We start from the raw sequence: 21,698 nt of genomic DNA, 5'->3' as shown, positions 1-21,698 counted from the left end.
CTCGAACGGCGCGCAGTGTTGCACAAAGCCCGACCATTTTCAAATCGTGCGAGTTGATTTCGTATTGTGGCAAACCACAACGCGCAACCGGTGTGCAGCGTGCGTGAGCCCGGGTGCCCGCGCGCTCGGGATAATCCCGCCCATGCCTGCGCCGCCGCCCACTCCGCCCAACCAGCTTTCCGGCGCCCAGGGCCAGCGCCGCCTGCTGGGCCGCTGGTGGCGCCGGCAGTCGCCGGCCCGGCAGGACCGCTTCGCCACCCTGGGCCCGCTGGCCAGCGTGCTGCTGTTCCTGGCGGCGATCATTTCGGCCTTCTGGTACCTGCGCAACGAGGAGTTCGACCGCGAGACCGAATCGGTCAAGCGCGACACCGAGATCGCCCAGCAGCAGATCCGCCTGCGGCTGATCGAGAACCAGGAACAGCTGGTGCGCATGGCGCGCGAGCTGGTCACCCGCGAACTGGACGCCAGCGAGTTCACGCCCCAGGCCGCCGCCTTCATGAACGACCGGCCGGAGATCACCCAGTTCCTCTGGCTGGCCGCCGACCAGAGCACCCGCGCCCGCCATTCCGCCCAGGCCGACCGCGAGGAACAAACCGCCGCCGATGCGCCGCAGGCACTGAAGGCGCCGGGACGCACCGAATCGGAATGGGCCTTCATCGCCGCGCGCGACCTGCGCCAGCCGATCTACAGCCGCGCCTTCAAGGACCGCCACGGCGGCCTGGTGTTCCAGGTGCATGTGCCGATGCTGGCCCGCGGCCAGTTCAACGGCGCCCTGGTGGCCGACTACAGCATCGACGTGCTGCTGCGCCACTTCGTGCCCACCGAGGTGACCCGCCGCCACGCGGTGGCGGTGGTCGACGACCGCGAGCAGGTCATCGCCAGCAGCGTGCTGCAGATGCCCGGCGAGGCGCAGCAGCGCGCCGCGATCCTGCACGACGTGCCGCTGGCGCCTGCCGCCAACGGCCTGGTGCTGCGCGGCAGCGGCTACCGCACCTCCGTCGGCCTGATCGGCAACACCCTGTTCTGGATGGTGGTGGCGCTGTCGGTGCTGACGCTGTGGATGCTGCTGGGCACCTTCCGCCATGTGCGCCGGCGCGGCCAGATCCAGGGCGCGCTGGTGCAGGAGACCAACTTCCGCCGGGCGATGGAGAACTCCATGCTCACCGGCATGCGGGCGATGGACATCGAGGGCCGGGTCAGCTACGTGAACCCGGCCTTCTGCGCGATGACCGGCTTCACCGAGCATGAGCTGATCGGCCGCCTGCCGCCCTACCCCTACTGGCCGCCCGACCGCATCGAGGAGAACAGCCGCCTGCTGCAGCAGGAGCTGCAGGGCCGCAGCCCGGCCGGCGGCATCGAGGTGAAAGTGATGCGCAAGAACGGCACGCTGTTCGATGCGCGCATGTACGTCTCGCCGCTGGTCGATGCCCGCGGCCACCAGACCGGCTGGATGACCAGCATGACCAACATCACCGAGGCCAAGCGCATCCGCGACCAGCTCTCGGCCAGCCACGAGCGCTTCACCACCGTGCTGGAAGGCCTGGAGGCGGCGGTGTCGGTGCTCAGCGTGCAGCAGGGCGAGCTGCTGTTCGCCAACCGCAGCTACCGGCTGTGGTTCGGCGCCGACGCCCGCGGCCATGCGCTGCTGGCCAGCGGTGCCGTGCCCAACCTGCCCACCGACCTGACCGGCCATGACGACGAGGACGGCCTGTCCGGCATCCCGACGCAGGAGCTGGCCGGCCAGGGCGCCAATCCGCGCGAGGTCTATGCCGCCCAGCTGGACAAGTGGTTCGACGTGCGCGCCCGCTATCTGCAGTGGACCGATGGCCGCCTGGCGCAGATGCTGATCGCCACCGACGTGACCGCCCGCCGCCGGGCCGAGGAACAGGCCGCCCAGCAGGCCGAAAAAGCCCAGGTCAGCAGCCGGCTGATCACCATGGGCGAGATGGCCAGCTCGGTGGCCCATGAGCTGAACCAGCCGCTGACCGCCATCACCAACTACTGCAACGGCATGGTCAGCCGGGTCAAGGCCGACACCATCGACCGCGACGCACTGATCGCCGCCCTGGGCAAGACGGCGCGCCAGGCCGAGCGCGCCGGTCAGATCATCCACCGCATCCGCGCCTTCGTAAAGAAGAGCGAGCCGCAGCGCCAGACCGCCCAGGCCAAGGCCATCGTCGAGGAGGCGGTGGAACTGGCCAGCATCGAGCTGCGCCGCCGCAACGTGGCCATCCACCACTACGTGGCCCAGCGCCTGCCCGACCTGCAGTGCGACCCGATCCTGATCGAGCAGGTGCTGCTGAATCTGCTGAAGAACGCCGCCGAGGCCATCGACTCGGCCAAGATGCCGGCATCGCGCCGCCACATCGAGCTGCGGGTGATCCCCCGCCACACGCCCGACGAGGGCGGCGTGATCGAGTTCGCCGTCACCGACCAGGGCCCCGGCCTGCCCGAGGAAGTGATCGCCCGGCTGTACGAGGCCTTCTTCTCCACCAAGGCCGAGGGCATGGGCATCGGCCTGTCGCTGTGCCGGTCGATCGTGGAGAGCCACCGGGGCCGGATCAAAGCGCAAAACCTCTACAATGGCACGGTTGTGACAGGGTGCCGGTTCGCCTTCACCCTGCCCGTCGAAACCACCGCGCGGCACGAGGAGACAACGCTGTCCCATCCCTCTGATGACACAGCGCCAACCGTCGCAGCCCCGGCCGATCCTTCCGTCGACAAACCGGCAGCAGCCAGAACCCCCCCATGAGCCTGATTCCCAAGAAGGGCACGGTCTACGTCGTTGATGACGACGAGGCCGTTCGTGACTCCCTGCAGTGGTTGCTGGAAGGCAAGGACTACCGCGTCAAGTGCTTCGATTCGGCGGAATCCTTCCTGTCGCGCTTCGATCCGCGCGAGGTGGCCTGCCTGATCGCCGACATCCGCATGGACGGGATGAGCGGCCTCGAGTTGCAAGACCGCCTGCTCGAGCGCAAGAGCCCGCTGCCGGTGGTCTTCATCACCGGCCATGGCGATGTGCCGATGGCCGTGACCACGATGAAGAAGGGCGCGATGGACTTCATCGAGAAGCCCTTCAAGGAAGACGAGCTGATCGGCCTGGTCGAGCGCATGCTGGACCAGGCGCGCAGCGCCTTCAGCCAGCACCAGGAACAGGCCAGCCGCGACGCCCTGTTGAGCCGCCTGACCACCCGCGAGGCCCAGGTGCTCGAGCGCATCGTCGCCGGCCGGCTGAACAAGCAGATCGCCGACGACCTGGGCATCAGCATCAAGACGGTGGAGGCGCACCGCGCCAACATCATGGAGAAGCTGAACGCCAACACCGTGGCCGATCTGCTGAAGATCGCCCTGGGCGCCAACAGCGCGGCCGGCAGCGCCGCCAAGGCCTGATCCACGGCACCGCCGCCAGCCCTGTTTCCCCCGCCAGGCCGCTGCCACCCAGCGGCCTGCGTTGTTTCTGAAGGACCGCATCCATGCCCGCCCAATTGATCAACGGCACCGCCCTGTCGCAGCAGATCCGCGCCGACGTGGCCCGGCGCACCGCCGCCCTCACCGCCCGCGGCGTCAAGCCCGGCCTGGCCGTCATCCTGGTGGGCGAGGACCCGGCCTCGGCCGTCTATGTGCGCAACAAGGTCAAGGCCTGCGGCGAGGCCGGTTTGCACTCGGTGCTGGAGAAGTACGACGCCAGCCTGTCCGAGGCCGACCTGCTGGCCCGCATCGAGGCACTGAATGCCGATCCGGCCATCCACGGCATCCTGGTGCAGATGCCGCTGCCGAAGCACATCAACCCGCAGCGGGTGATCGAGACCATCAGCACCGCCAAGGATGTGGACGGCTACTCGGTGCAGAGCGCCGGCGACCTGATGGCCGGCCTGCCCGGCTTCCGCCCCTGCACGCCCTACGGCTGCATGAAGCTGATCGAGAGCACCGGCGTCGACCTGCGCGGCAAGCATGCGGTGGTGATCGGCCGCAGCAACACCGTGGGCAAGCCGATGGCCCTGCTGCTGCTGCAGGCCAATGCCACCGTCACCATCTGCCACAGCGGCACGCCCGACCTGGGCCTGCACACCCGCCAGGCCGACGTGGTGGTGGCCGCCGTGGGCCGGCGCAACACCGTCACCGCCGACATGGTGAAACCCGGCGCCATCGTCATCGACGTGGGCATGAACCGCAACGACGAGGGCAAGCTCTGCGGCGATTTGGACTTCGCCGGCGTCAGCCCGGTGGCCGGCTGGATCACCCCGGTGCCCGGCGGCGTCGGGCCGATGACCATCACCATGCTGCTGGTCAACACGCTCGAATCCGCCGAACGCGTGACCCGTTGACCGCCCGCGGCCCCACATGGGCAGCCCGGCCGCACTACAGTGGTGGCAGCAGACTTGCTGGCGCCCGAGGACAACTCCCATGCACAACCCCCTGCTCTCCACCGCTCCGCTGCCTGAATTTGCCGCCATCCAGCCCGAGCACCTGACGCCCGCGCTGGACGTGCTGCTGCCGGCCGCGGATGCCGCGCTCGAGCGCGCCGTCAGCGATGCGGTGCCGGCCGACTACGACGCCCTGTCCGCGGTGCTGGACGTGCCGCTGGAGCGCTTGTCGCGCGCCTGGTCGGCGGTCAACCACCTCAACGCCGTGGCCAACACGCCGGCGCTGCGCGAGGCCTACAACGCCAACCTGGCGCGGGTGACCGAGTTCCACACCCGGCTGGGCGCCGACGAGCGGCTGTATGCCAAGTACAAGGCATTGACCGCCAGCGGCAGCCACCTGAACCCGGCGCGCCAGCAGGCATTGGCCCATGCCATCCGCGACTTCGTGCTGTCGGGTGCCGAACTGCAGGGCGATGCCCGCCAGCGCTTTGCCGCCATCCAGGAGCGCAGCGCCGAGGTGGCCCAGCAGTTCAGCGAGCATGTGCTCGACGCCACCGACGGCTACAGCCTCACGGTTCCCAGTGAACGCATGGACGGCGTGCCGGCCGACGTGCAGCAGCACACCGCTGAGGCCGCCCAGGCTGCTGGCGAAACCGGCCACAAGCTCAGCCTGCACATGCCGGTCTACATGCCGGTGATGCAGTACGCCACCGACCGCGCGCTGCGCGAGCAGCTCTACCGCGCCTATGCCACCCGCGCCAGCGACCTGGGCCCGGCCGCGCAGGACAACACCACGCTGATGACCGAACTGCTGCAGCTGCGCCAGGAAGAGGCCGCGCTGCTGGGCCAGGCCAGCTATGCCGATCTGTCGCTGGTGCCGAAGATGGCCGAATCGCCCGCGCAGGTGCTGGGCTTCCTGCGCGACCTGTCGCAGCGCGCGCGCCCGCATGCCGAGCGTGATCTGGCCGAACTGCAGGCCTTCGCCGCCGAGCACCTGGGCCTGCCCGCGCTGCAGGCCTGGGACCATGCCTACGCGTCCGAGAAGCTGAAGGAGGCCCGCTACGCCTTCAGCGAGCAGGCGGTGAAGCAGTACTTCACCGAACCCAAGGTGCTGGAAGGCCTGTTCCACATCATCGAGACGCTGTTCGACGTGCGCATCCGGCCCGACACGGCCGAGGTTTGGCACCCCAGCGTGCGCTTCTACCGCATCGAGCGGCCGGGCACCGGGGATGCCGCGCCGCAGCTGGTCGGCCAGTTCTACCTCGACCCCTACGCCCGCCCCGGCAAGCGGCCCGGCGCCTGGATGGACGGCGTGCGTGGCCGCTGGCTGCGGCCCGACGGCCAGGGCCTGCAGACGCCGGTGGCGCAGCTGGTGTGCAACTTCGCCGCGCCGGTGGGCGACAAGCCCGCGCTGCTGACCCACGACGACGTGATCACGCTGTTCCATGAGTTCGGCCACGGCCTGCACCACATGCTGACCCAGGTCGATGAGCTGGCGGTGGCCGGCATCTCTGGCGTGGAATGGGATGCGGTGGAGCTGCCCAGCCAGTTCATGGAGAACTTCTGCTGGGAATGGGCGGTGCTGTCGCGGATGACGTCCCACGTCGACACCGGCGAGGCGCTGCCGCGCGACCTGTTCGACCGCATGCTGGCGGCCAAGAACTTCCAGAGCGGGCTGCAGACGCTGCGGCAGATCGAGTTCGCGCTGATCGACATGCGCCTGCACCACGAGGCCGATGCGCCCGGCCAGGTGCAGGCGGTGGTGGACGGCGTGCGTGCCGAGGTGTCGGTCAACCCGCCGCCGGACTTCAACCGCTTCCAGCACAGCTTCTCGCACATCTTCGCGGGCGGCTACTCGGCCGGCTACTACAGCTACAAGTGGGCCGAGGTGCTGTCGGCCGACGCCTTCGCCGCCTTCGAGGAGCAGGGCGTGTTCAACCCCGAGGTCGGCCAGCGCTTCCGCCGCGAGATCCTGGAGGCCGGCGGCAGCCGCCCGGCGATGGACAGCTTCAAGGCCTTCCGCGGCCGCGAGCCCAGCATCGATGCCTTGCTGCGCCACCAGGGCATGGCGGACTGACCCCCCCCGAAGCGCCTGTGGCGCTCCCCCCCAGGGGGGCGCCGTCAGCGGCCCGGCGGAGCCGGTTCCGCGACGTCTGCTTGGCCACCACCACATGCAGGCAGGCATGCGCTAGATTCGAGGCCATGCGCCTGCAACTTGCACTTCTCATTGCGTTGACCATTGCTGCGGTCTTCCCCGCACATGCCCAGTACAAGGTGGTGGGCCCGGATGGCAAGGTCACCTACACCGACCGCCCGGTCGTCGCGCCGGCCGGTGGCCAGGTGCAGCCGCTGCGCGCCGCGGTGGCCGCCGCGGCCGCTGCCCGGGCGCCGCTGCCGCTGGAGCTGCGCGGCGTGGCCGAGCGCTTCCCGGTCACCCTCTACACCAGCGCCGACTGCCCGCCCTGCGACAGCGGCCGCGCCATGCTGCAGCAGCGCGGCATCCCGTTCACCGAGCGGCTGGTCAGCAGCGACGACGACACCGCCGCGCTGCAGCGCATCACCAACGGCCGCACCGTGCCGGCGCTGACGGTCGGCGGCCAGGCACTGCGTGGTTTCCTCGATGCCGACTGGCAGTCCACGCTGGACCTGGCCGGCTACCCGAAGGAATCGAAGCTGCCGCGCGGCTGGTCGGCCGGGCCGGCCACGCCGCTGGTGGCGCGGGCACCGGCGCCCGACGCCCCCGCCGCACGGCCGCCCGCAGCCGCTGCGCCGGCGCCCGCCGAGCCAGCGCCGGCCAGCGGCGGCATCCGCTTCTAGGCAGTCGCCACTCAGGCCGGCGGCGCGAACACCCGCCGCAGCCCGTTCACCGCCCAGCTGCCGCCGCCCACCGCGGCGCCCATCAGCCAGAACAGCGCACCCGGCCCCAGCGCCGTGCCGGCCAGGCCGAAGGCCAGCGGCATCACGCTGCTGCTGAAGTTGATGGTCATCGAGCGGATGGCGATGGCCTCGCCATGGCGGTCGGGCGGTGTCATCTGGTGCAGCGTGCTCATGATCATCGGCTGCACCGCCCCCAGCGCCAGGCCCAGCAGGGTGGCGCAGCCGGCCATCAGCCAAGGCGTGCCGGCAAACGGGTAGATGGCGAAGACGCCGGCCGTCATCACCATCGCCGCGCGCAGCACCGTCACCTCCTGCAGCCGGTGGGCCAGCAGCGGGATCACGAAGCGCACCACGGTGACGGCCGCGGTGAAGATGCCCAGCACCAGGCCGATGGTGGTGGCGTTGTAGCCGCGGGCATGGCCCAGCACCGGCACGGCGAAGCTGTGCACATCCCAGCTGGCCGACAGCAGCCAGTTGATGAACAGCAGCCGCTTGAGCCCCGGCGTGGCCAGCAGCGCCCAGCGGCTGCTGCCGGCCGGCCGGGCGACGACAGCGGCTGGCGGCTGCGCCGGCACCCGGCGCATCACCCAGACCGAGACCAGCGGCATCGCCAGCAGCACGCCATACGCCGCCGCAAAGCCGCCCAGGTCGATCAGGAAGCCCGCTGTCACCGGCCCCAGCACATTGGCGCCGGAAAACGCCATGCCCAGCCAGCTGAACACCCGCATGCGCTCGGTGCTGTCGGTGGCCAGCAGGCCGGCGGCGCGCAGCACCACGATCACGCCGACGTTGGTGCCGGCGCCCGAGGCCGCCGCGCCCAGACACTGCAGACCGAACTGCCACCAGCCCGACAGGAAGCAGGCCGCCAGCGCACAGGCCACGCCGAACAGGCTCAAGCCCACCGCCAGCCCCTGCGGCCGGTGGTAGCCATGGCGGTCGGCCATGCGGCCGGCGGGCATCGCGATCAGCACCGGCAGCGCGGCGAACAACGCCAGCAGCACGCCCACCGTCCAGGCGCTGTGGCCGGCTTCCAGCGCCTGCAGCGGGGCGGCCATGCGCTGGCCGGCCATGGCCGCATGCAGCGCGATCTGGCCCACCATCAGCAGAACCAGCATCCGGGTGCCGGCCGGCGCACTGGCGGGGATGGGCGCTGGTGCGGTCATGCGGGGGTGTTGCTCCCCGCGTCGTCGGCGCCGTTGTCAGCCTCGTCAGCGAGCAGGCCCGGCAGCAGCTGCTGGGCCCGGTGCTCGGGCAGCTGCTCCACGCCGCGCAGCTGGCGGGTCATCGCCCGGGTGCGCACCTCGGCATCGTCGATGGTCTTGCTGGCCTCGGCCAGCTTCTTCTTCGTCTTGGCCAGCACATCGCCGAACTTGCCGAACTCGGTCTTCACCGCGCCCAGCACCTCCCAGACCTCGGCGCTGCGCTTTTCCAGCGCCAGCGTGCGGAAGCCCATCTGCAGGCTGCTGAGTGTGGCCAGCAGCGTGGTGGGGCCGGCCAGCATCACCTTGTGCTCGCGCTGCAGCGCCTCCATCAGGCCGGGGCGGCGCAGCGCCTCGGCATACAGGCCCTCGGTGGGCACGAACAGGATGCCGAAATCGGTGGTGTGCGGCGGCGCGATGTACTTGGCGCGGATGGTGCGCGCCTCCAGCTTCAGCTGGGTCTCGATGCCCTTGCCGGCGGCCTCGGCGGCCACCGGGTCGGCGCGGTCCTGGGCGTCGAGCAGGCGCTCGTAGTCCTCGCGCGGGAACTTGGCGTCAATCGGCAGCCACAGCGGCACGCCGTCGCTGCGCTGGCCGGGCAGGCGGATGGCGAATTCCACCCGCTCATTGCTGCCCGGCAGCGTGGCCACGTTGGCGGCGTACTGCTCGGGGGTGAACACCTGCTCCAGCAGGCCGGCCAGCTGCACCTCGCCGTAGATGCCGCGGCTCTTCACATTGGTCAGCACGCGGTTGAGCGAGCCGACATCGCGCGCCAGGGTCTGCATCTCGCCCAGGCCCTTGTGCACCTGCTCCAGCCGCTCGGCCACCTGCTTGAAGCTCTCGCCCAGGCGCTGTTCCAGCGTGGCGTGCAACTTCTCGTCGACCGTGGCGCGCATCTGCTCCAGCTTGGCCTCGTTGCCCTGCTGCAGCTGGGTGAGGCGGCCCTCCACCGCCTGGCGCAGCTCGGCCAGGCGCAGGGCATTCGATTCGCTCAGCGCCTTCAGCTGCTCGGTCAGCGTGGCCGACAGGCGCTGCAGCGCGCCATCCTGCGCCTCGCGGGCGGCCAGGCCTTGCGTGGCCAGCTGGCTGCCGGCCTGGACCAGCGCCGCCACCACCTGCTGCTGCAAGGTGGCCAGCTGGGTGCGGAAGGTGTCGATCTGCTCGTTCTGGGTGCGGGCGACATCGCCGCTTTGCGCCAGCAACGTCTGCTGGAAGGTGGCCAGCGTGCCCTGCAGCTCGGTGCGGCTGGCGCGGGCACTGTCCTGCAGCTCGGCACGCAGGTCGCGCGCCGCTTGCTCAGCCTGCTGGCGCTGCACATCGGCGGCGGCCTGCACCGCCTGGCGCACCGGCTCGGCGGCCGCTGCCGGGTCCACCCGCCGGCTGGCCAGCCACAGCAGGCCCAGCAGGTTCAACAGGCCCAGGCCCAGCAGGGCGGGCAGCACCCAATCCGTCATCACGCCATTGTCTCAGGCCGGCCGGACGGCCCATGCAGACGGGGCCTGCGGCTGTGCAGCCGCAGACCCCGTGGCAGGGTGCGCAGGTGGTCAGGCCTGGGCCAGGGCTTCGGCCGTCAGCGGCATCTTGCGCACCCGCTTGCCGGTGGCGGCGAACACCGCGTTGGCCACCGCCGGGCCGACCAGCGCCGTGGCCGGCTCGCCGATGCCGCCAGGCTTTTCGCCGCTGGGCACCAGCACGATGTCGATCTGCGGCGCCTCGTTGTTGCGCATCACCCGGAAGCGGTCGAAGTTGGCCTGCTGCACCCGGCCCTTGTCGACGGTGATCTCGCTCCACAGCACACCCGACAGGCCGAAGATCACGCTGGACTGGATCTGCGCCAGCACCGTGTCGGGGTTGACCATCGCGCCCAGGTCGGCCACCACGGTGACCTTGTGCACCACCGGCGCGCCACCCTGGATCGACACCTCGGCCACCTGGGCCATGTAGGTGTCGTAGCCCTCCATCAGGCTGACGCCGCGGAAGCGCCCGGCCGCAGCCGGCGTGCCCCAGCCGGCCTTGGCGGCGGCCTGCTTCAGCACGTTGGCCATGCGTGGCTGGCCGTCCAGCATGGCCAGGCGGTAGGCCACCGGATCCTGCCCGGCGGCGGCGGCGCATTCGTCGATGAAGCTTTCGTTGGCGAAGGCGTTCATGTTGTGGCTGACCGCGCGCCAGTAGCCCACCCGGATGCCGGCATCGTGCTTGACCACGTCCTGCCGGATGGCGGGGATGGCATACAGCGGCGTGGCCGCCTCGGTCATCAGGCCGTCCGGTGCCTCCGGCGGCAGGCCGAAGGCCCGGGCGGTGACCGATTGCGAGGCCACCCGCCAGGTCAGCGCCGCCGGCTTGCCGTCGGCACCCAGGGCCGCGGCCAGCTGGTGCACCGCCAGCGGGCGGTAGAAGTCATGCTGCATGTCGTCCTCGCGGCTCCAGACCAGCTTGACCGGCTTGCCCGGCACGGCCTTGGCGATCTGGGCGGCCTGCAGGATGTAGTCGAAATCGATGCGCCGACCGAAGGCCCCGCCGAGGAAGGTGTTCTCCACCGCCACGTTCTCGACCTTCAGGTTCAGCATCTTGGCCACCGCGCCCTGCACCGCATCGGGCCATTGGGTGGGGCCGACCAGGTGGATGCGATCGCCCTGGAAATGGGCGGTGTAGTTCATCGGCTCCATCGGCGCATGGCTCAGGTTCTGCGTGCGGTACTCGGCACGCACCACCTTGGCGGCGGCGGCCACGGCGGCATCGGCGTCGCCCACCTTCTTGTGCGGGATGGGCTTGCCCGAGGCCAGCGCGGCCTGGGTGCCGGCGAACATGGCTGCGGTGCTGAGGTTGGCGTTCGCGCCCTCGTCCCAGTCGATCTGCAGCAGCTGGCGCGCCTTCACTGCATGCCAGTAGGTGTCGGCCACCACGGCGATGCCGTCGGGGATCTGCACCACGTCGAGCACGCCCTTGGCCGCCTTGGCCTTGGCGCCGTCGAAGCTCTTCACCTTGCCGCCCTGCACCGGCGACATCGCGATGCTGGCGTACACCATGCCCGGCAGCTTCACGTCGATGCCGAAGCGGGCCGTGCCATTGACCTTGGCCGGCGTGTCGAGCCGGGTGGTGGGCTTGCCGACGATGCGGAACTGCGACGGGTCCTTCATCGCCGGCTTCTCGGGCACCGGCATCTTGGCCGCTGCCGCGGCCAACTGGCCGTAGCTGGCCTTCTTGCCGCCAGGGCCGGTGACCATGCCGTTCTCGGCCTTCAGCGTGCTGGCGTCGACCTTCCACTGGTCGGCGGCCGCGGCCACGAGCATCTCGCGCACCTGGGCGCCGGCCAGGCGCAGCTTGTCGTAGCCCTCGCGCACCGAGGTGGAGCCGCCGGTGAGCTGCAGGCCGAAGATCAGCGCATTGCCGTACACCTTGCCCGGTGGCGCAAAGGCCACCTTGACCTTCTGGATGTCGATGTTCAGCTCTTCGGCGATCAGCATCGGCATGCTGGTGTACACGCCCTGCCCCATCTCGGCGCGGGCCGAGATCAGGGTGATGGTGTTGTCGTCGGCGATGTGCACCCAGGCGCTGGGCGTGTGCAGCGTGGCAGCGGCCTGGGCCGGCCCGGAGACCGGCAGGGTGACGCCGACCATCAGGCCGCCGCTGAAGGCGGCCGAGGACTGCAGGAAGCCGCGGCGGCTGGTGTTGAGTCGGGTGGTGGTCTTGGTCATCGCAGCGCTCCTCAGGCCTTGGCGCCGCGCATTTCGGCGGCCGCCGTCTTGATGGCCGCGTGCACGCGGGTGTAGGTGCCGCAGCGGCAGATGTTGCCGGCCATTGCGCCGTCGATCTCTTCGTCGCTGGGATTCTTGTTGCGGGCCAGCAGGGCCGCGGCGCTCATCAGCTGGCCGCTCTGGCAATAACCGCATTGCGGCACGTCGTGCTGGATCCAGGCCTTCTGCAGCGGGTGGCTGTTGTTGCGCGACAGGCTTTCCACGGTGGACACCAGCTTGTTGGCCACCTGCGCCAGCGGCGTCGAGCAGGAACGCACCGCCGTGCCATCCACATGCACGGTGCAGGCACCGCACAGGCTGGCGCCGCAGCCGAACTTGGTGCCGGTCAGGCCGATCTCGTCCCGGATGACCCACAGCAGCGGGGTGTCAGGCTCGGAAGTGGCCTTCACGGGCTTGCCGTTGATCTTGAATGCAGTGGTCATGGGGTCTCCTCGTCGAATTTGATGCGCCTCAAGCGCGCAACGATGGTGCTACCCGACGGGGAGGCGCCACGAGAGGACAAACCCGCGCCGTTGCGCGGCGGCACTGCGCCGGGCTGGATCAGGCCGGCCGCAACGGCAGCACCTGCGGGTTCAGCGCCGTGGGCGGCTGCTGGCCGCTCAGCGCGGCCGCCAGGTTGGCCGCGGCCAGATCGGCCATGGCGCGCCGGGTGCGCAGGCTGGCGCTGGCGATGTGCGGTGTCATCACCACGTTGGGCACGGTCAGCAGGTCGGGATGGACGGACGGCTCGCCTTCGAACACGTCCAGCCCGGCCGCTGCGATCGTGCGTGCCCGCAGGGCCTGGGCCAGCGCCGCATCGTCGACCACGCCGCCACGGGCGATGTTGGTCAGCGTGGCGCTGGGCTTCATCAGCGCCAGGTCGGCCGCGGCCACCAGGTGGTGGGATGCGGGGCTGTACGGCACCACGATCACCAGGTGGTCGGCCTCGCGCAGCAGCGTGGCCTTGTCCACCCAGCGGGCGCCCAGTTGCTGCTCGATGGCGCCATCGAGCCGGCTGCGGTTGTGGTAGATCACCGGCATGCCGAAGCCCAGCGCGCCGCGGCGCGCGATCGCCTGGCCGATGCGGCCCATGCCCAGCACGCCCAGCGTTGCGCCGTGCACGTCGGCACCGGCGAACATGTCGTAGGCCCAGTGGGTCCAGCGGCCGGCGCGCAGGAAATGCTCGCTCTCGGCGATGCGCCGGGCGGTGGCCATCATCAGCGCGAAGCCGAAGTCGGCGGTGGTCTCGGTCAGCACGTCGGGCGCGTTGCTCACCAGCACGCCGGCGGCCGTGCAGGCCGGCAGGTCGATGTTGTTGTGGCCCACCGCCATGCTGCACACCGCCCGCAGGCTGGGCGCGGCGGCCAGCAGGGCCGCATCGATGCGCGGGCTGCCGGCCACCAGCAGGCCGGCAGCGCCCTGGGCGCGGGCGGCCAGGCTGTCGGCCGTCCAGTCGATGGGGGTGGCGGTGCCGCAGGGGGCATCGACCTCGAACCGCTCGGCCAGCGCCGTCAGCACCTCGGCAAACATCGGGATGGTGACCAGCACCCTCGGCTTGTGGGACATCGTCATGTCAGCGCATCCAGATGAAGGTGAGGACCACGAACAGTGGCACCAGGATGCCGAACGACCAGGCCATGTAGCCGAAGAAGCTGGGCATGCGCAGGCCGCGGTCCTCGACGATGGCCTTGACCATGAAGTTGGGCGCGTTGCCGATGTAGCTGTTGGCGCCCATGAACACCGACCCGGCCGAGATGGCCGCCAGCGTGGCCGCCAGCGGGCCCATCAGCGTGGCCGGATCGCCCCCGGCAAGGTTGAAGAACACCAGGTAGGTGGGCGCGTTGTCCAGGAAGGACGACAGCATGCCGGAGAACCAGAAGTAGGCCCAGGGCAGCGGCTGGCCATCCGGCCCTGTGACGGCGCGCGCCACCGCGGCGAACGACCCGGCCTCGCCGGCCTTCAGGATGGCCAGCACCGGCAGCATGGTGATAAAGATGCCGATGAACAGCTTGGCCACTTCCTGCATCGGCGCCCAGCCGAACTGGTTGTCGCGCCGCACGCTCACCGGCGTGAGCCGCAGTGACAGCAGGGTGACGCCGATCAGCGCCACATCGCGCACCAGGTTCTGCAGTTCCACCGGCGTGCCGGCGATGTCGAAGGCGATGCCGGGCTTCCAGGTGCCGCTCATCAGCACCAGCAGCACCACCGCGCCCAGCAGCACGACGTTGACGCCGCCTTCGGCGCCGAAGGGCTTGGTGGTGTCGGGTGTCGGGTCGACCGGCAGCACGCCTTCACGCCGGTACCAGTAGCTGTCCAGCAGGTAGAAGATCACCAGCAGCGAGGCCAGCATGAACAGCGTCTCGGGCCACAGGTACTGGGCCGTCCAGAAGAAGCTGACGCCCTTCAGGAAGCCCAGGAACAGCGGCGGATCGCCCAGCGGCGTGAGCGAGCCGCCGATGTTGCTGACGATGAAGATGAAGAACACGAACACATGCACCGTGTGCTTGCGGTTGTCGTTGGCGCGGATCAGCGGCCGGATCAGCAGCATCGAGGCACCGGTGGTGCCCATGAGGCTCGCCAGCACCGCCCCCAGGGCCAGGATGGTGGTGTTGGTCAGCGGGCTGCCGTGCAGATTGCCGCGGATGTAGATGCCGCCGGAGACGGTGAACAGCGCGGTCAGCAGGATGATGAACGGCAGGTACTCGGCCAGCAGGGTGTGCACCAGCGCCTGCGCCGCGCTGCCGATGCCGAACAGCGCCGCGAACGGCAGCAGCATGGCCAGGGCCCAGCCCGCCGCCACCTTGCCGAAGTGGTGGTGCCAGAACTCCGGCACCAGCAGCGGCATCAGCGCGATCGACAGCAGCATGCCGGCGAACGGCAGACCCCACCAGGCGGTGAGTGCCGCGCCGTCGATCTCGGCCGCGCTGGCCAGGCCGGATGCGGCGCAAAGGCCGAGCAGGACAAACAGACGGCCAGGGCGCATGGGATCTCCAGATGTTGTTGTGGTTGCCGGCAAGGCGGCGCGATTCTAGGGAGGGCGGCGGGCCGTCCGGTGCCGGTCAGCCGGCAGCCGCGGTGCGCAGCGGCGCCAGCGCGGCCAGCAGTGCGTCGGGCAGTTGCACCGGGCGGCGGGTGTCCCGGTCGACGTACACATGCACGAAGTGGCCCATCGCCGCGGCCAGCGGCTGGCCGGGCGCGAACAGGCCGACCTCGTAGCGCACGCTGCTGCGGCCCACCTGCGCCACCCGCAGCCCGGCTTCCACATCCTGCGGAAAGGCCAGCGGCGCGAAGTAGTTGCAGTGCGTCTCGACCACCAGGCCGATCACCGCGCCGGCATGGATGTCCAGCGCACCGGCGGCGATCAGGTAGCGGTTCACCGCGGTGTCGAAGAAGCTGTAGTACTGGACATTGTTGACGTGGCCGTAGACATCGTTGTCCATCCAGCGGGTGCTGATGGACGACAGGTGGGCATAGCGGTCACGGGAATCGGGCTGGGGTTTTGGCTGGAGCGGGGCAGTCATCGGCGGGATTGTTCCAGCCGGCCCGCGCCGGCGCTGTCACCGCGCTGCCACCGCCTGCCAGGCCTGCCAGGCGGCATGCGCCAGCTGCACCGTGCGCAGCTGCACCGCCACCGTGGTGTGGATGTCGTGGCCGTAGCCGCCGGCCATGGTGACGGCCACCGGCACGCGGTGGCGCTGCAGCCAGTCGAAGACGCGCTGGTCGCGCGCGGCCAGGCCGGCGTCGGTGAGCTTCAGCCGGCCCAGGCGGTCGCCCTCGTGCGGGTCGGCGCCGGCCAGGTAGAAGGCCAGGCCGGGCGGGCCGCCGGCATCCAGCTGGCGCTGCCAGGCCCGGGCCAGGGCGGCATCCAGCGCGTCGAGGTAGGGGCCATCGGTGCAGCCATCGGGCAGGTCCACGTCCAGGTCGCTGGCCTCCTTGCGGAACGGGAAGTTCCTGGCGCCATGCAGCGACAGGGTGAAGACCGACGGGTCGTCACGCAGGATGGCCGCCGTGCCGTTGCCCTGGTGCACGTCCAGGTCGATCACCCACACCCGCAGGCCCTGGCGCTGGTGGCGGAACACCTCGGCCTGCATCAGGCGCGCGGCCACCACCACGTCGTTGAACACGCAATAGCCCGAGCCCTTGTCGGCATAGGCGTGGTGGGTGCCGCCGGCCAGGTGCAGGGCCACGCCGCCACCGGGCGCCGCCAGCGCCGCCCGCGCCGCGGCGATGGTGGCGCCCACCGAGCGCAGGCTGCGCGCCACCATGCGCTCGCTCCAGGGAAAGCCGATCTCGCGCTGCGCCGCCGCACTCAGCGTGCCCTGCAGCACCGCGCCGATGTAGTCGGGCGTGTGGGCCAGCGCCAGCTCGCCCTCGGTGGCCGCCGGCGACTCGGTGACGGTCAGCGCCGGACATTCGGCTTCCACCCGGTCGCGCAGCAGCTGGTACTTGGGCATCGGGAAACGGTGGCCCGGCGGCAGGTCCATCGAGAAGCGGGCGTTGCTGAAGACATGCATCGGCCGATTCTGCCCAGTGGCGGGTTTCTGGGCCGGCACCCCTAATTTGCTGCAGCGCAACAAAAACTGCTTGCAATCCCCGATCTGGTGCCTATACTTGGTTTCATGTTGCAGTGCAGCATGCCTGGCGAAAGCAGAGGCACCCCCTGCACCCCGAATCTGTCCCCTGTCCCATTCAACCTCTGGAGCACACCATGAACTTCATGACCGCTGACCAATTCGCCGCCGCCAACAAGGCCAACCTCGAAACCCTGTTCGGCCTGACCCACAAGGCGTTCGAAGGCGTGGAGAAGCTGGTCGAGCTGAACCTGCAAGTGGCCAAGGCCACCCTGGCCGAGAGCGCCGAGAACGCCAAGGCCGCCCTGTCGGTGAAGGACGCCCAGGAACTGCTGGCCCTGCAGGCCAGCATGCTGCAGCCCTCGGCCGAGAAGGCCGCTGCCTACAGCCGCCACCTGTACGACATCGCCACCAGCACCACCGGCGAATTCACCAAGACCGCCGAAGCCCAGATGGCCGAGCTGCAGAAGAGCTTCGCCGGCATGGTGGACGGTGCCCTGAAGAACGCCCCCGCCGGCAGCGAGCAGGCCGTGACCCTGGTGAAGTCGGCCATGACCGCCGCCAACAACGCCTACGAAAGCGTGCACAAGGCCGCCAAGCAGGCCGCCGACATCGCCGAAGCCAACTTCACCGCCGTGACCAACACCGCGGTCAAGGCCAGCCAGGCCGCCGCCAAGTCGGCCAAGCGCGCCGCCTGATCACCGCCGGGTGCCGCCTGGCGGCACCCACGAGGATTGTCTCCTCGGTCCCCTCGAACTCGGTTCTGGGGACCCTTCGGCCCAGCGGCTTCTGCCGTTGGGCCTTTTTCATGGGCGGTCGGCTGGTCAGAGGGCCGTTGCTGCCAGCCGCTGGCGCAGCGCTGGCAAGGCCGCCAGGGCGGCCGCGCGCCCGGCGTCGATGGCCCGCTGGCGCGCGGTGAAGTCAGCGCTGGAGACACCCGTCAGCTGCGGCCGCAGCACCACGTCGGCATCCTTCAGCTCGAGCTGGTTGATGCTGCGGCCCATGATGGCGAAGGTCTGCAGCAGCAGCTTGAACGGGTCGCTGGTGGGGTTGCCGTCGGGCGGGCTGGAGATGTCGACGGCGATCACCAGCTCGGCGCCCATCTGGCGGGCGAAGCGCACCGGCACCGGCGACACCAGGCCGCCGTCCACATATTCCCGCGTGCCGATCTTTACCGGCTGGAAGATCGCCGGCACGGCGCTGGAGGCACGCACCGCCGCGCCCACATCCCCGCGCTGGAACAGCATGCCCTGGCCGTTGTCCAGATCGGTCGCGACGATGCCCAGCGGCATCGGCAGCTGCTCGATGGTCTTGCCGCCAGTCTGCTCGCGCACATAGCGCGCCAGTGCCTCGCCGCGGATCAGCCCGCGCCCGGGAAACGCCCAGTCGGTGATGGCCGATTCATCCATTGCCAGCGCCAGCCGGGCCAGGGTGGCGCCGTTGCGGCCGGCGGCATACAGCGCGGCCACCAGGCTGCCGGCCGAGGTGCCGGCCACCAGGTCCACCTTGATGCCGGCTTCCTCCAGCACCTGGATCACGCCGATGTGGGCGAAGCCGCGCGCCGCACCGCCGCCCAGGGCCAGGCCGATGCGCGGCGGGCGGGGTGGCTTGGGAACCGGCGGCGGCACCGGCGGCACAACCGGCGCCGCCGGCGGCGGGGCCACCGGCGCAGTCTGGCAGGCCGCCAGGCCGGCGGTGGCCGTCAGTGCCAGCAGGCGGCGGCAGGCATCTCGGCGGTTCATGGCGTGATTGTAGGAAGCCACACCGCTGGCTTTATATTCAATCGGACATGAGCAACCAACAAATCAATCGTTTTCGGTGATTAGAAGCGTCGGTACAGTCGCGCCTCTCCGCCGTGGCATGGGGCCTGGCGGCCACACCCCGGACAACGCATGGGCATGGATTGGATCGCAGTGGCCAGCGGCTTCGGCATCGGCGCCATCGTCGGCATGACCGGCGTGGGCGGCGGCTCGCTGATGACGCCGCTGCTGATCAGCGTGTTCAAGCTGAACCCGGCGGTGGCCATCGGCACCGACCTGTGGTTTGCCGCCATCACCAAGAGCGGCGGCGCCTGGGCGCACCAGCGCCATGGCCATGTCGACTACCGCATCACCGGGCTGATGCTGGCCGGCAGCATCCCCGCGGCGCTGGCCACCATCGGGCTGATGCACTTCACCGGCGTCACCAAGGGCTGGGCGCAGGCGCTGACCTTCTCGCTGGGCATCGCCCTGCTGGTCACTGCCGTGGTGGTGGCCTACCGCCAGGCCTGGCAGGCCCTGGGCCTGAAGCTGGAGCGCTGGCTGCCCGCGCGCCGCAAGGCCGGATTCACGGTGGCCGCCGGCCTGCTGCTGGGGGTGCTGGTGAGCCTGAGCTCGATCGGCGCGGGGGCACTGGGTGCGACGCTGATCCTCTTGCTGTACCCTCGACTGCCCGCGCACCGGCTGGTGGGCACCGACATCGCGCATGCGGTGCCGCTCACCCTGGTGGCCGGCATCGGCCACGCCACCCTGGGCCATGTGGAATGGGGGTTGCTGGCCGCCCTGCTGGTGGGCAGCCTGCCCGGCATCTGGCTGGGTGCGCAGCTCACCAAGTCCATGCCCGAGCGGCTGGTGCGCGGACTGCTGTGTGTGTCGCTGGTGACCGCCGGCCTCAAAGTGATCCATTGACCCTGCCCCGACGATGTACGCCTACACCGATTTCGACCGCCAGTTCGTGCACGCCCGTGCCGCACAATTCCGTGACCAGCTGCAGCGCCACCTGGCCGGCGAGCTGCCCGATGAAGACTTCCGCGCCCTGCGGCTGCAGAACGGCTGGTATGTGCAGCGCCATGCGCCGATGCTGCGCGTGGCCGTGCCCTACGGCGCGCTGAGCGCCAAGCAGCTGCACACCCTGGCCGACATCGCCCGGGTGCATGACCGCGACTACGGCCACTTCACCACCCGGCAGAACCTGCAATACAACTGGATCCCGCTGACCCAGGCCGCCGACGTGATGGACAAGCTGGCCGCGGTGGACATGCACGGCATCCAGACCAGCGGCAACTGCATCCGCAACATCACCAGCGACGCCCTGGCCGGTGTGGCTGCCGACGAACTCGTCGACCCGCGGCCCTACTGCGAGGTGATGCGCCAGTGGAGCACGCTGCACCCCGAGTTCGCCTTCCTGCCGCGCAAGTTCAAGATCGCCGTCAGCGGCGCCGCCGAAGACCGTGCCGCCATCGGCTGGCACGACGTGGGCCTGCAGCTGAAGAAGAACGCCGCCGGCGACATCGGCTTCCAGGTGCTGGTGGGTGGCGGCATGGGCCGCACGCCGATCATCGGCACCGAGATCCGCAGCTTCCTGCCCTGGGACCAGATCCTCTGCTACCTGGAAGCCATCGTCCGGGTCTACAACCGCTACGGCCGGCGTGACAACGCCTACAAGGCGCGCATCAAGATCCTGGTCAAGGCCGAGGGCCAGAAGTACTTCGACGCGGTGGAGGCCGAGTTCAGCCGCATCCTGGCCGAGGACGTGGGCGCCGGCCTGCAGCTGATCCCGCAAGCCGAGTTCGACCGCATCGCCGCCAGCTTTGCCCGCCCGGCTGGCGTGGTGCCCGCGGCCGACCTGCCGACACCGGCCGATGCGCCCCAGCCCTACCAGCGCTGGCTGCAGCGCAATGTGCATGCCCACCAGGTGCCGGGCTACAAGGCGGTGACGCTGTCGCTGAAACGTGCCGGCCTGCCGCCGGGCGACGCCACCGCCGACCAGATGGATGCCGCCGCGGCCCTGTCCGAGCGCTACAGCCAGGGCGAGCTGCGGGTCAGCCATGACCAGAACCTGGTGCTGCCCTGGGTGCGCCAGGCCGACCTGCCGGCGCTGTTCGAAGCGGCCCGCGCCGCCGGCTTCGCCACGCCCAACATCGGCTTGCTCACCGACATGATCAACTGCCCCGGCGGCGATTTCTGCGCCTTGGCCAATGCCCGCAGCATCCCGGTGGCCGCGGCCATCACCGAGCGCTTCGCCGACCTGGACGAGGTCTACGACATCGGCGACATCGACCTGCACATCAGCGGCTGCATCAACAGCTGCGGCCACCACCACAGCGGCCACATCGGCATCCTCGGCGTCGACAAGGACGGCAGCGAGTGGTACCAGGTCTCGCTGGGCGGCAGCGATGGCAGCACGATCAGCGGCGCCGCCACCGCCGGCAAGGTGATCGGCCCGTCGTTCGCCGCTGAAGAGGTGCCCGACGTCATCGAGGCGGTGATCGAGACCTTCCGCGCCCAGCGCCAGGCCGGCGAGCGCTTCATCGACACCGTGCGCCGCATCGGCCTGCCGCCGTTCAAGGCCGCCGCCGATGCCCAGCGCCACCTGACCGCGTCCCATTGACGGCGACCCATCCATCCGCGTGACCACCATGCAATTCATCACCCACGCCTCGCAAGACCCCTGGCACGCCGACACCGGCGAAGACGGCCCCCAGCCGCACCCGCCGGTGCGCGCCCACAGCCTGCTGACGCTGGAACAGTGGCATGCGGTGCGCGAGGACTGGCCGGCCACCGTGCCGGCCGGCATCCAGCTCGCCAACACCGTCGACATCGAGGCCCTGGCCGGCGACCTGCCGCGCTTCGGCCTGGTGGTGCTGCACTTCCCGAAGTGGGTCGACGGCCGCGCCTACTCCCAGGCCCGGCTGATGCGCGCCCGCTACCGCTTCCGTGGCGAAGTGCGCGCCACTGGGGATGTGCTGGTCGACATGGTGCCGCTGCTGGCCCGCACCGGCTTCAGCCAGGCGCAGCTGCGTGCCGACCAGAAGGTGGACGTGGCCCAGCGCGCGCTGGGCTTCTTCGCCGGCCACTACCAGGGCGATGTGCTGCAGCCCAAGCCGGCCTTCGCCCGTGACCTGAGCCAGGAAGCCGGCCCCGCCGCAGAACGTGCCCGCGCCGAGCTGCATGCCGGCCAGGGCATCTGAAGGAC

At 70.2% G+C, this 21,698-nt stretch carries 18 protein-coding genes; 9 read left to right on the top strand and 9 right to left on the bottom strand.

Annotation, left to right across the window (positions count from 1 at the left end):
- The first annotated feature begins 142 nt into the window (after positions 1–142).
- The 5 genes from FFT10_RS00655 (at position 143) to FFT10_RS00635 (ending at position 7,181) form a co-directional block, all read left to right on the top strand.
- On the top strand, positions 143–2,752 hold the full coding sequence (locus tag FFT10_RS00655; RefSeq protein WP_137730838.1) for a PAS domain S-box protein: 2,610 nt from the start codon (positions 143–145) through the stop codon (positions 2,750–2,752).
- Entirely contained in the window at positions 2,749–3,390 is a 642-nt protein-coding gene (locus tag FFT10_RS00650; protein WP_137730837.1) for a response regulator transcription factor, read from the top strand. Before FFT10_RS00655 ends, FFT10_RS00650 begins: the two co-directional genes overlap by 4 nt.
- An 83-nt stretch (positions 3,391–3,473) precedes the next feature.
- Positions 3,474–4,325 carry a bifunctional methylenetetrahydrofolate dehydrogenase/methenyltetrahydrofolate cyclohydrolase FolD gene (gene folD / locus FFT10_RS00645; protein WP_137730836.1) on the top strand — a complete coding sequence of 284 codons (852 nt, stop codon included), beginning with the start codon at positions 3,474–3,476 and terminating at the stop codon, positions 4,323–4,325.
- A gap of 79 nt (positions 4,326–4,404) precedes the next feature.
- Positions 4,405–6,441 (top strand): M3 family metallopeptidase, encoded by a 2,037-nt coding sequence (locus FFT10_RS00640; RefSeq protein ID WP_137730835.1) that lies wholly within the window; start codon positions 4,405–4,407, stop codon positions 6,439–6,441.
- Positions 6,442–6,566: 125 nt separating this feature from the next.
- Positions 6,567–7,181, top strand: coding sequence for a glutaredoxin family protein (locus tag FFT10_RS00635; RefSeq protein ID WP_137730834.1), 615 nt, complete (start codon positions 6,567–6,569; stop codon positions 7,179–7,181).
- 11 nt (positions 7,182–7,192) lie between these two features.
- Here FFT10_RS00635 and FFT10_RS00630 read toward each other — a convergent pair whose 3' ends face one another.
- From FFT10_RS00630 to FFT10_RS00595, 8 genes are all read right to left on the bottom strand, one after another.
- Positions 7,193–8,404 (bottom strand): MFS transporter, encoded by a 1,212-nt coding sequence (locus FFT10_RS00630; protein WP_137730833.1) that lies wholly within the window; start codon positions 8,402–8,404, stop codon positions 7,193–7,195.
- Positions 8,401–9,894 carry a DNA recombination protein RmuC gene (locus tag FFT10_RS00625; protein WP_137730832.1) on the bottom strand — a complete coding sequence of 498 codons (1,494 nt, stop codon included), beginning with the start codon at positions 9,892–9,894 and terminating at the stop codon, positions 8,401–8,403. Before FFT10_RS00625 ends, FFT10_RS00630 begins: the two co-directional genes overlap by 4 nt.
- 90 nt (positions 9,895–9,984) lie before the next feature.
- On the bottom strand, positions 9,985–12,135 hold the full coding sequence (locus FFT10_RS00620; protein WP_137730831.1) for a xanthine dehydrogenase family protein molybdopterin-binding subunit: 2,151 nt from the start codon (positions 12,133–12,135) through the stop codon (positions 9,985–9,987).
- An 11-nt stretch (positions 12,136–12,146) separates the two neighbouring features.
- The gene (locus tag FFT10_RS00615; protein ID WP_137730830.1) at positions 12,147–12,617 is read right to left on the bottom strand and encodes a (2Fe-2S)-binding protein; all 471 of its coding nucleotides are present in this window, start codon (positions 12,615–12,617) and stop codon (positions 12,147–12,149) included.
- A gap of 118 nt (positions 12,618–12,735) precedes the next feature.
- Positions 12,736–13,740, bottom strand: a complete 1,005-nt coding sequence (locus FFT10_RS00610; RefSeq protein WP_373282454.1) for a 2-hydroxyacid dehydrogenase — start codon at positions 13,738–13,740, stop codon at positions 12,736–12,738.
- 7 nt (positions 13,741–13,747) lie between these two features.
- Positions 13,748–15,157, bottom strand: a complete 1,410-nt coding sequence (locus FFT10_RS00605; protein ID WP_137730828.1) for a sodium:proton antiporter — start codon at positions 15,155–15,157, stop codon at positions 13,748–13,750.
- A gap of 76 nt (positions 15,158–15,233) precedes the next feature.
- Positions 15,234–15,695: an acyl-CoA thioesterase gene (locus tag FFT10_RS00600; RefSeq protein ID WP_137730827.1), complete on the bottom strand. Its 462-nt coding sequence runs from the start codon at positions 15,693–15,695 to the stop codon at positions 15,234–15,236.
- A gap of 36 nt (positions 15,696–15,731) precedes the next feature.
- Complete coding sequence (locus FFT10_RS00595; RefSeq protein WP_137730826.1) at positions 15,732–16,688, bottom strand: histone deacetylase family protein; 957 nt, start codon at positions 16,686–16,688, stop codon at positions 15,732–15,734.
- Between the two features lie 194 nt (positions 16,689–16,882).
- Between FFT10_RS00595 and FFT10_RS00590 the strand changes: the two genes are divergently transcribed.
- The gene (locus FFT10_RS00590; protein WP_137730825.1) at positions 16,883–17,443 is read left to right on the top strand and encodes a phasin family protein; all 561 of its coding nucleotides are present in this window, start codon (positions 16,883–16,885) and stop codon (positions 17,441–17,443) included.
- 126 nt (positions 17,444–17,569) lie between these two features.
- On the opposite strand, the gene FFT10_RS00585 is transcribed toward FFT10_RS00590, so the two are convergent.
- Positions 17,570–18,487, bottom strand: coding sequence for a patatin-like phospholipase family protein (locus FFT10_RS00585; RefSeq protein ID WP_137730824.1), 918 nt, complete (start codon positions 18,485–18,487; stop codon positions 17,570–17,572).
- Between the two features lie 156 nt (positions 18,488–18,643).
- On the opposite strand from FFT10_RS00585, the gene FFT10_RS00580 reads away from it, so the two are divergent.
- The 3 genes from FFT10_RS00580 to FFT10_RS00570 are packed head-to-tail and all read left to right on the top strand — an operon-like array spanning position 18,644 to position 21,693.
- On the top strand, positions 18,644–19,411 hold the full coding sequence (locus tag FFT10_RS00580; RefSeq protein ID WP_137730823.1) for a sulfite exporter TauE/SafE family protein: 768 nt from the start codon (positions 18,644–18,646) through the stop codon (positions 19,409–19,411).
- A gap of 13 nt (positions 19,412–19,424) precedes the next feature.
- Positions 19,425–21,113, top strand: a complete 1,689-nt coding sequence (locus FFT10_RS00575; RefSeq protein ID WP_137730822.1) for a nitrite/sulfite reductase — start codon at positions 19,425–19,427, stop codon at positions 21,111–21,113.
- A 28-nt stretch (positions 21,114–21,141) separates the two neighbouring features.
- Positions 21,142–21,693, top strand: coding sequence for a DUF934 domain-containing protein (locus FFT10_RS00570; RefSeq protein ID WP_137730821.1), 552 nt, complete (start codon positions 21,142–21,144; stop codon positions 21,691–21,693).
- Positions 21,694–21,698: the final 5 nt, after the last annotated feature.

Origin of the sequence: Pseudaquabacterium pictum (genome assembly GCF_005403045.1) — a bacterium.
GTDB lineage: Bacteria > Pseudomonadota > Gammaproteobacteria > Burkholderiales > Burkholderiaceae_C > Pseudaquabacterium > Pseudaquabacterium pictum.
The sequence above is the reverse complement of the archived record's forward strand: the minus strand, read 5'-3'. Positions and strand labels throughout refer to the sequence as shown.

Excerpts from the sequence above, each read along its gene's own strand:
- FFT10_RS00610 (WP_373282454.1), bottom strand. The coding sequence starts at position 13,740 with ATGTCCCACAAGCCGAGGGTGCTGGTCACCATCCCGATGTTTGCCGAG.
- FFT10_RS00605 (WP_137730828.1), bottom strand. The coding sequence starts at position 15,157 with ATGCGCCCTGGCCGTCTGTTTGTCCTGCTCGGCCTTTGCGCCGCATCC.
- FFT10_RS00650 (WP_137730837.1), top strand. The coding sequence starts at position 2,749 with ATGAGCCTGATTCCCAAGAAGGGCACGGTCTACGTCGTTGATGACGAC.
- FFT10_RS00595 (WP_137730826.1), bottom strand. The coding sequence starts at position 16,688 with ATGCATGTCTTCAGCAACGCCCGCTTCTCGATGGACCTGCCGCCGGGC.
- FFT10_RS00580 (WP_137730823.1), top strand. The coding sequence starts at position 18,644 with ATGGATTGGATCGCAGTGGCCAGCGGCTTCGGCATCGGCGCCATCGTC.
- FFT10_RS00635 (WP_137730834.1), top strand. The coding sequence starts at position 6,567 with ATGCGCCTGCAACTTGCACTTCTCATTGCGTTGACCATTGCTGCGGTC.
- FFT10_RS00625 (WP_137730832.1), bottom strand. The coding sequence starts at position 9,894 with ATGACGGATTGGGTGCTGCCCGCCCTGCTGGGCCTGGGCCTGTTGAAC.
- FFT10_RS00600 (WP_137730827.1), bottom strand. The coding sequence starts at position 15,695 with ATGACTGCCCCGCTCCAGCCAAAACCCCAGCCCGATTCCCGTGACCGC.
- FFT10_RS00620 (WP_137730831.1), bottom strand. The coding sequence starts at position 12,135 with ATGACCAAGACCACCACCCGACTCAACACCAGCCGCCGCGGCTTCCTG.
- FFT10_RS00630 (WP_137730833.1), bottom strand. The coding sequence starts at position 8,404 with ATGACCGCACCAGCGCCCATCCCCGCCAGTGCGCCGGCCGGCACCCGG.
- FFT10_RS00615 (WP_137730830.1), bottom strand. The coding sequence starts at position 12,617 with ATGACCACTGCATTCAAGATCAACGGCAAGCCCGTGAAGGCCACTTCC.
- folD (WP_137730836.1), top strand. The coding sequence starts at position 3,474 with ATGCCCGCCCAATTGATCAACGGCACCGCCCTGTCGCAGCAGATCCGC.
- FFT10_RS00570 (WP_137730821.1), top strand. The coding sequence starts at position 21,142 with ATGCAATTCATCACCCACGCCTCGCAAGACCCCTGGCACGCCGACACC.
- FFT10_RS00590 (WP_137730825.1), top strand. The coding sequence starts at position 16,883 with ATGAACTTCATGACCGCTGACCAATTCGCCGCCGCCAACAAGGCCAAC.
- FFT10_RS00640 (WP_137730835.1), top strand. The coding sequence starts at position 4,405 with ATGCACAACCCCCTGCTCTCCACCGCTCCGCTGCCTGAATTTGCCGCC.
- FFT10_RS00585 (WP_137730824.1), bottom strand. The coding sequence starts at position 18,487 with ATGAACCGCCGAGATGCCTGCCGCCGCCTGCTGGCACTGACGGCCACC.
- FFT10_RS00655 (WP_137730838.1), top strand. The coding sequence starts at position 143 with ATGCCTGCGCCGCCGCCCACTCCGCCCAACCAGCTTTCCGGCGCCCAG.
- FFT10_RS00575 (WP_137730822.1), top strand. The coding sequence starts at position 19,425 with ATGTACGCCTACACCGATTTCGACCGCCAGTTCGTGCACGCCCGTGCC.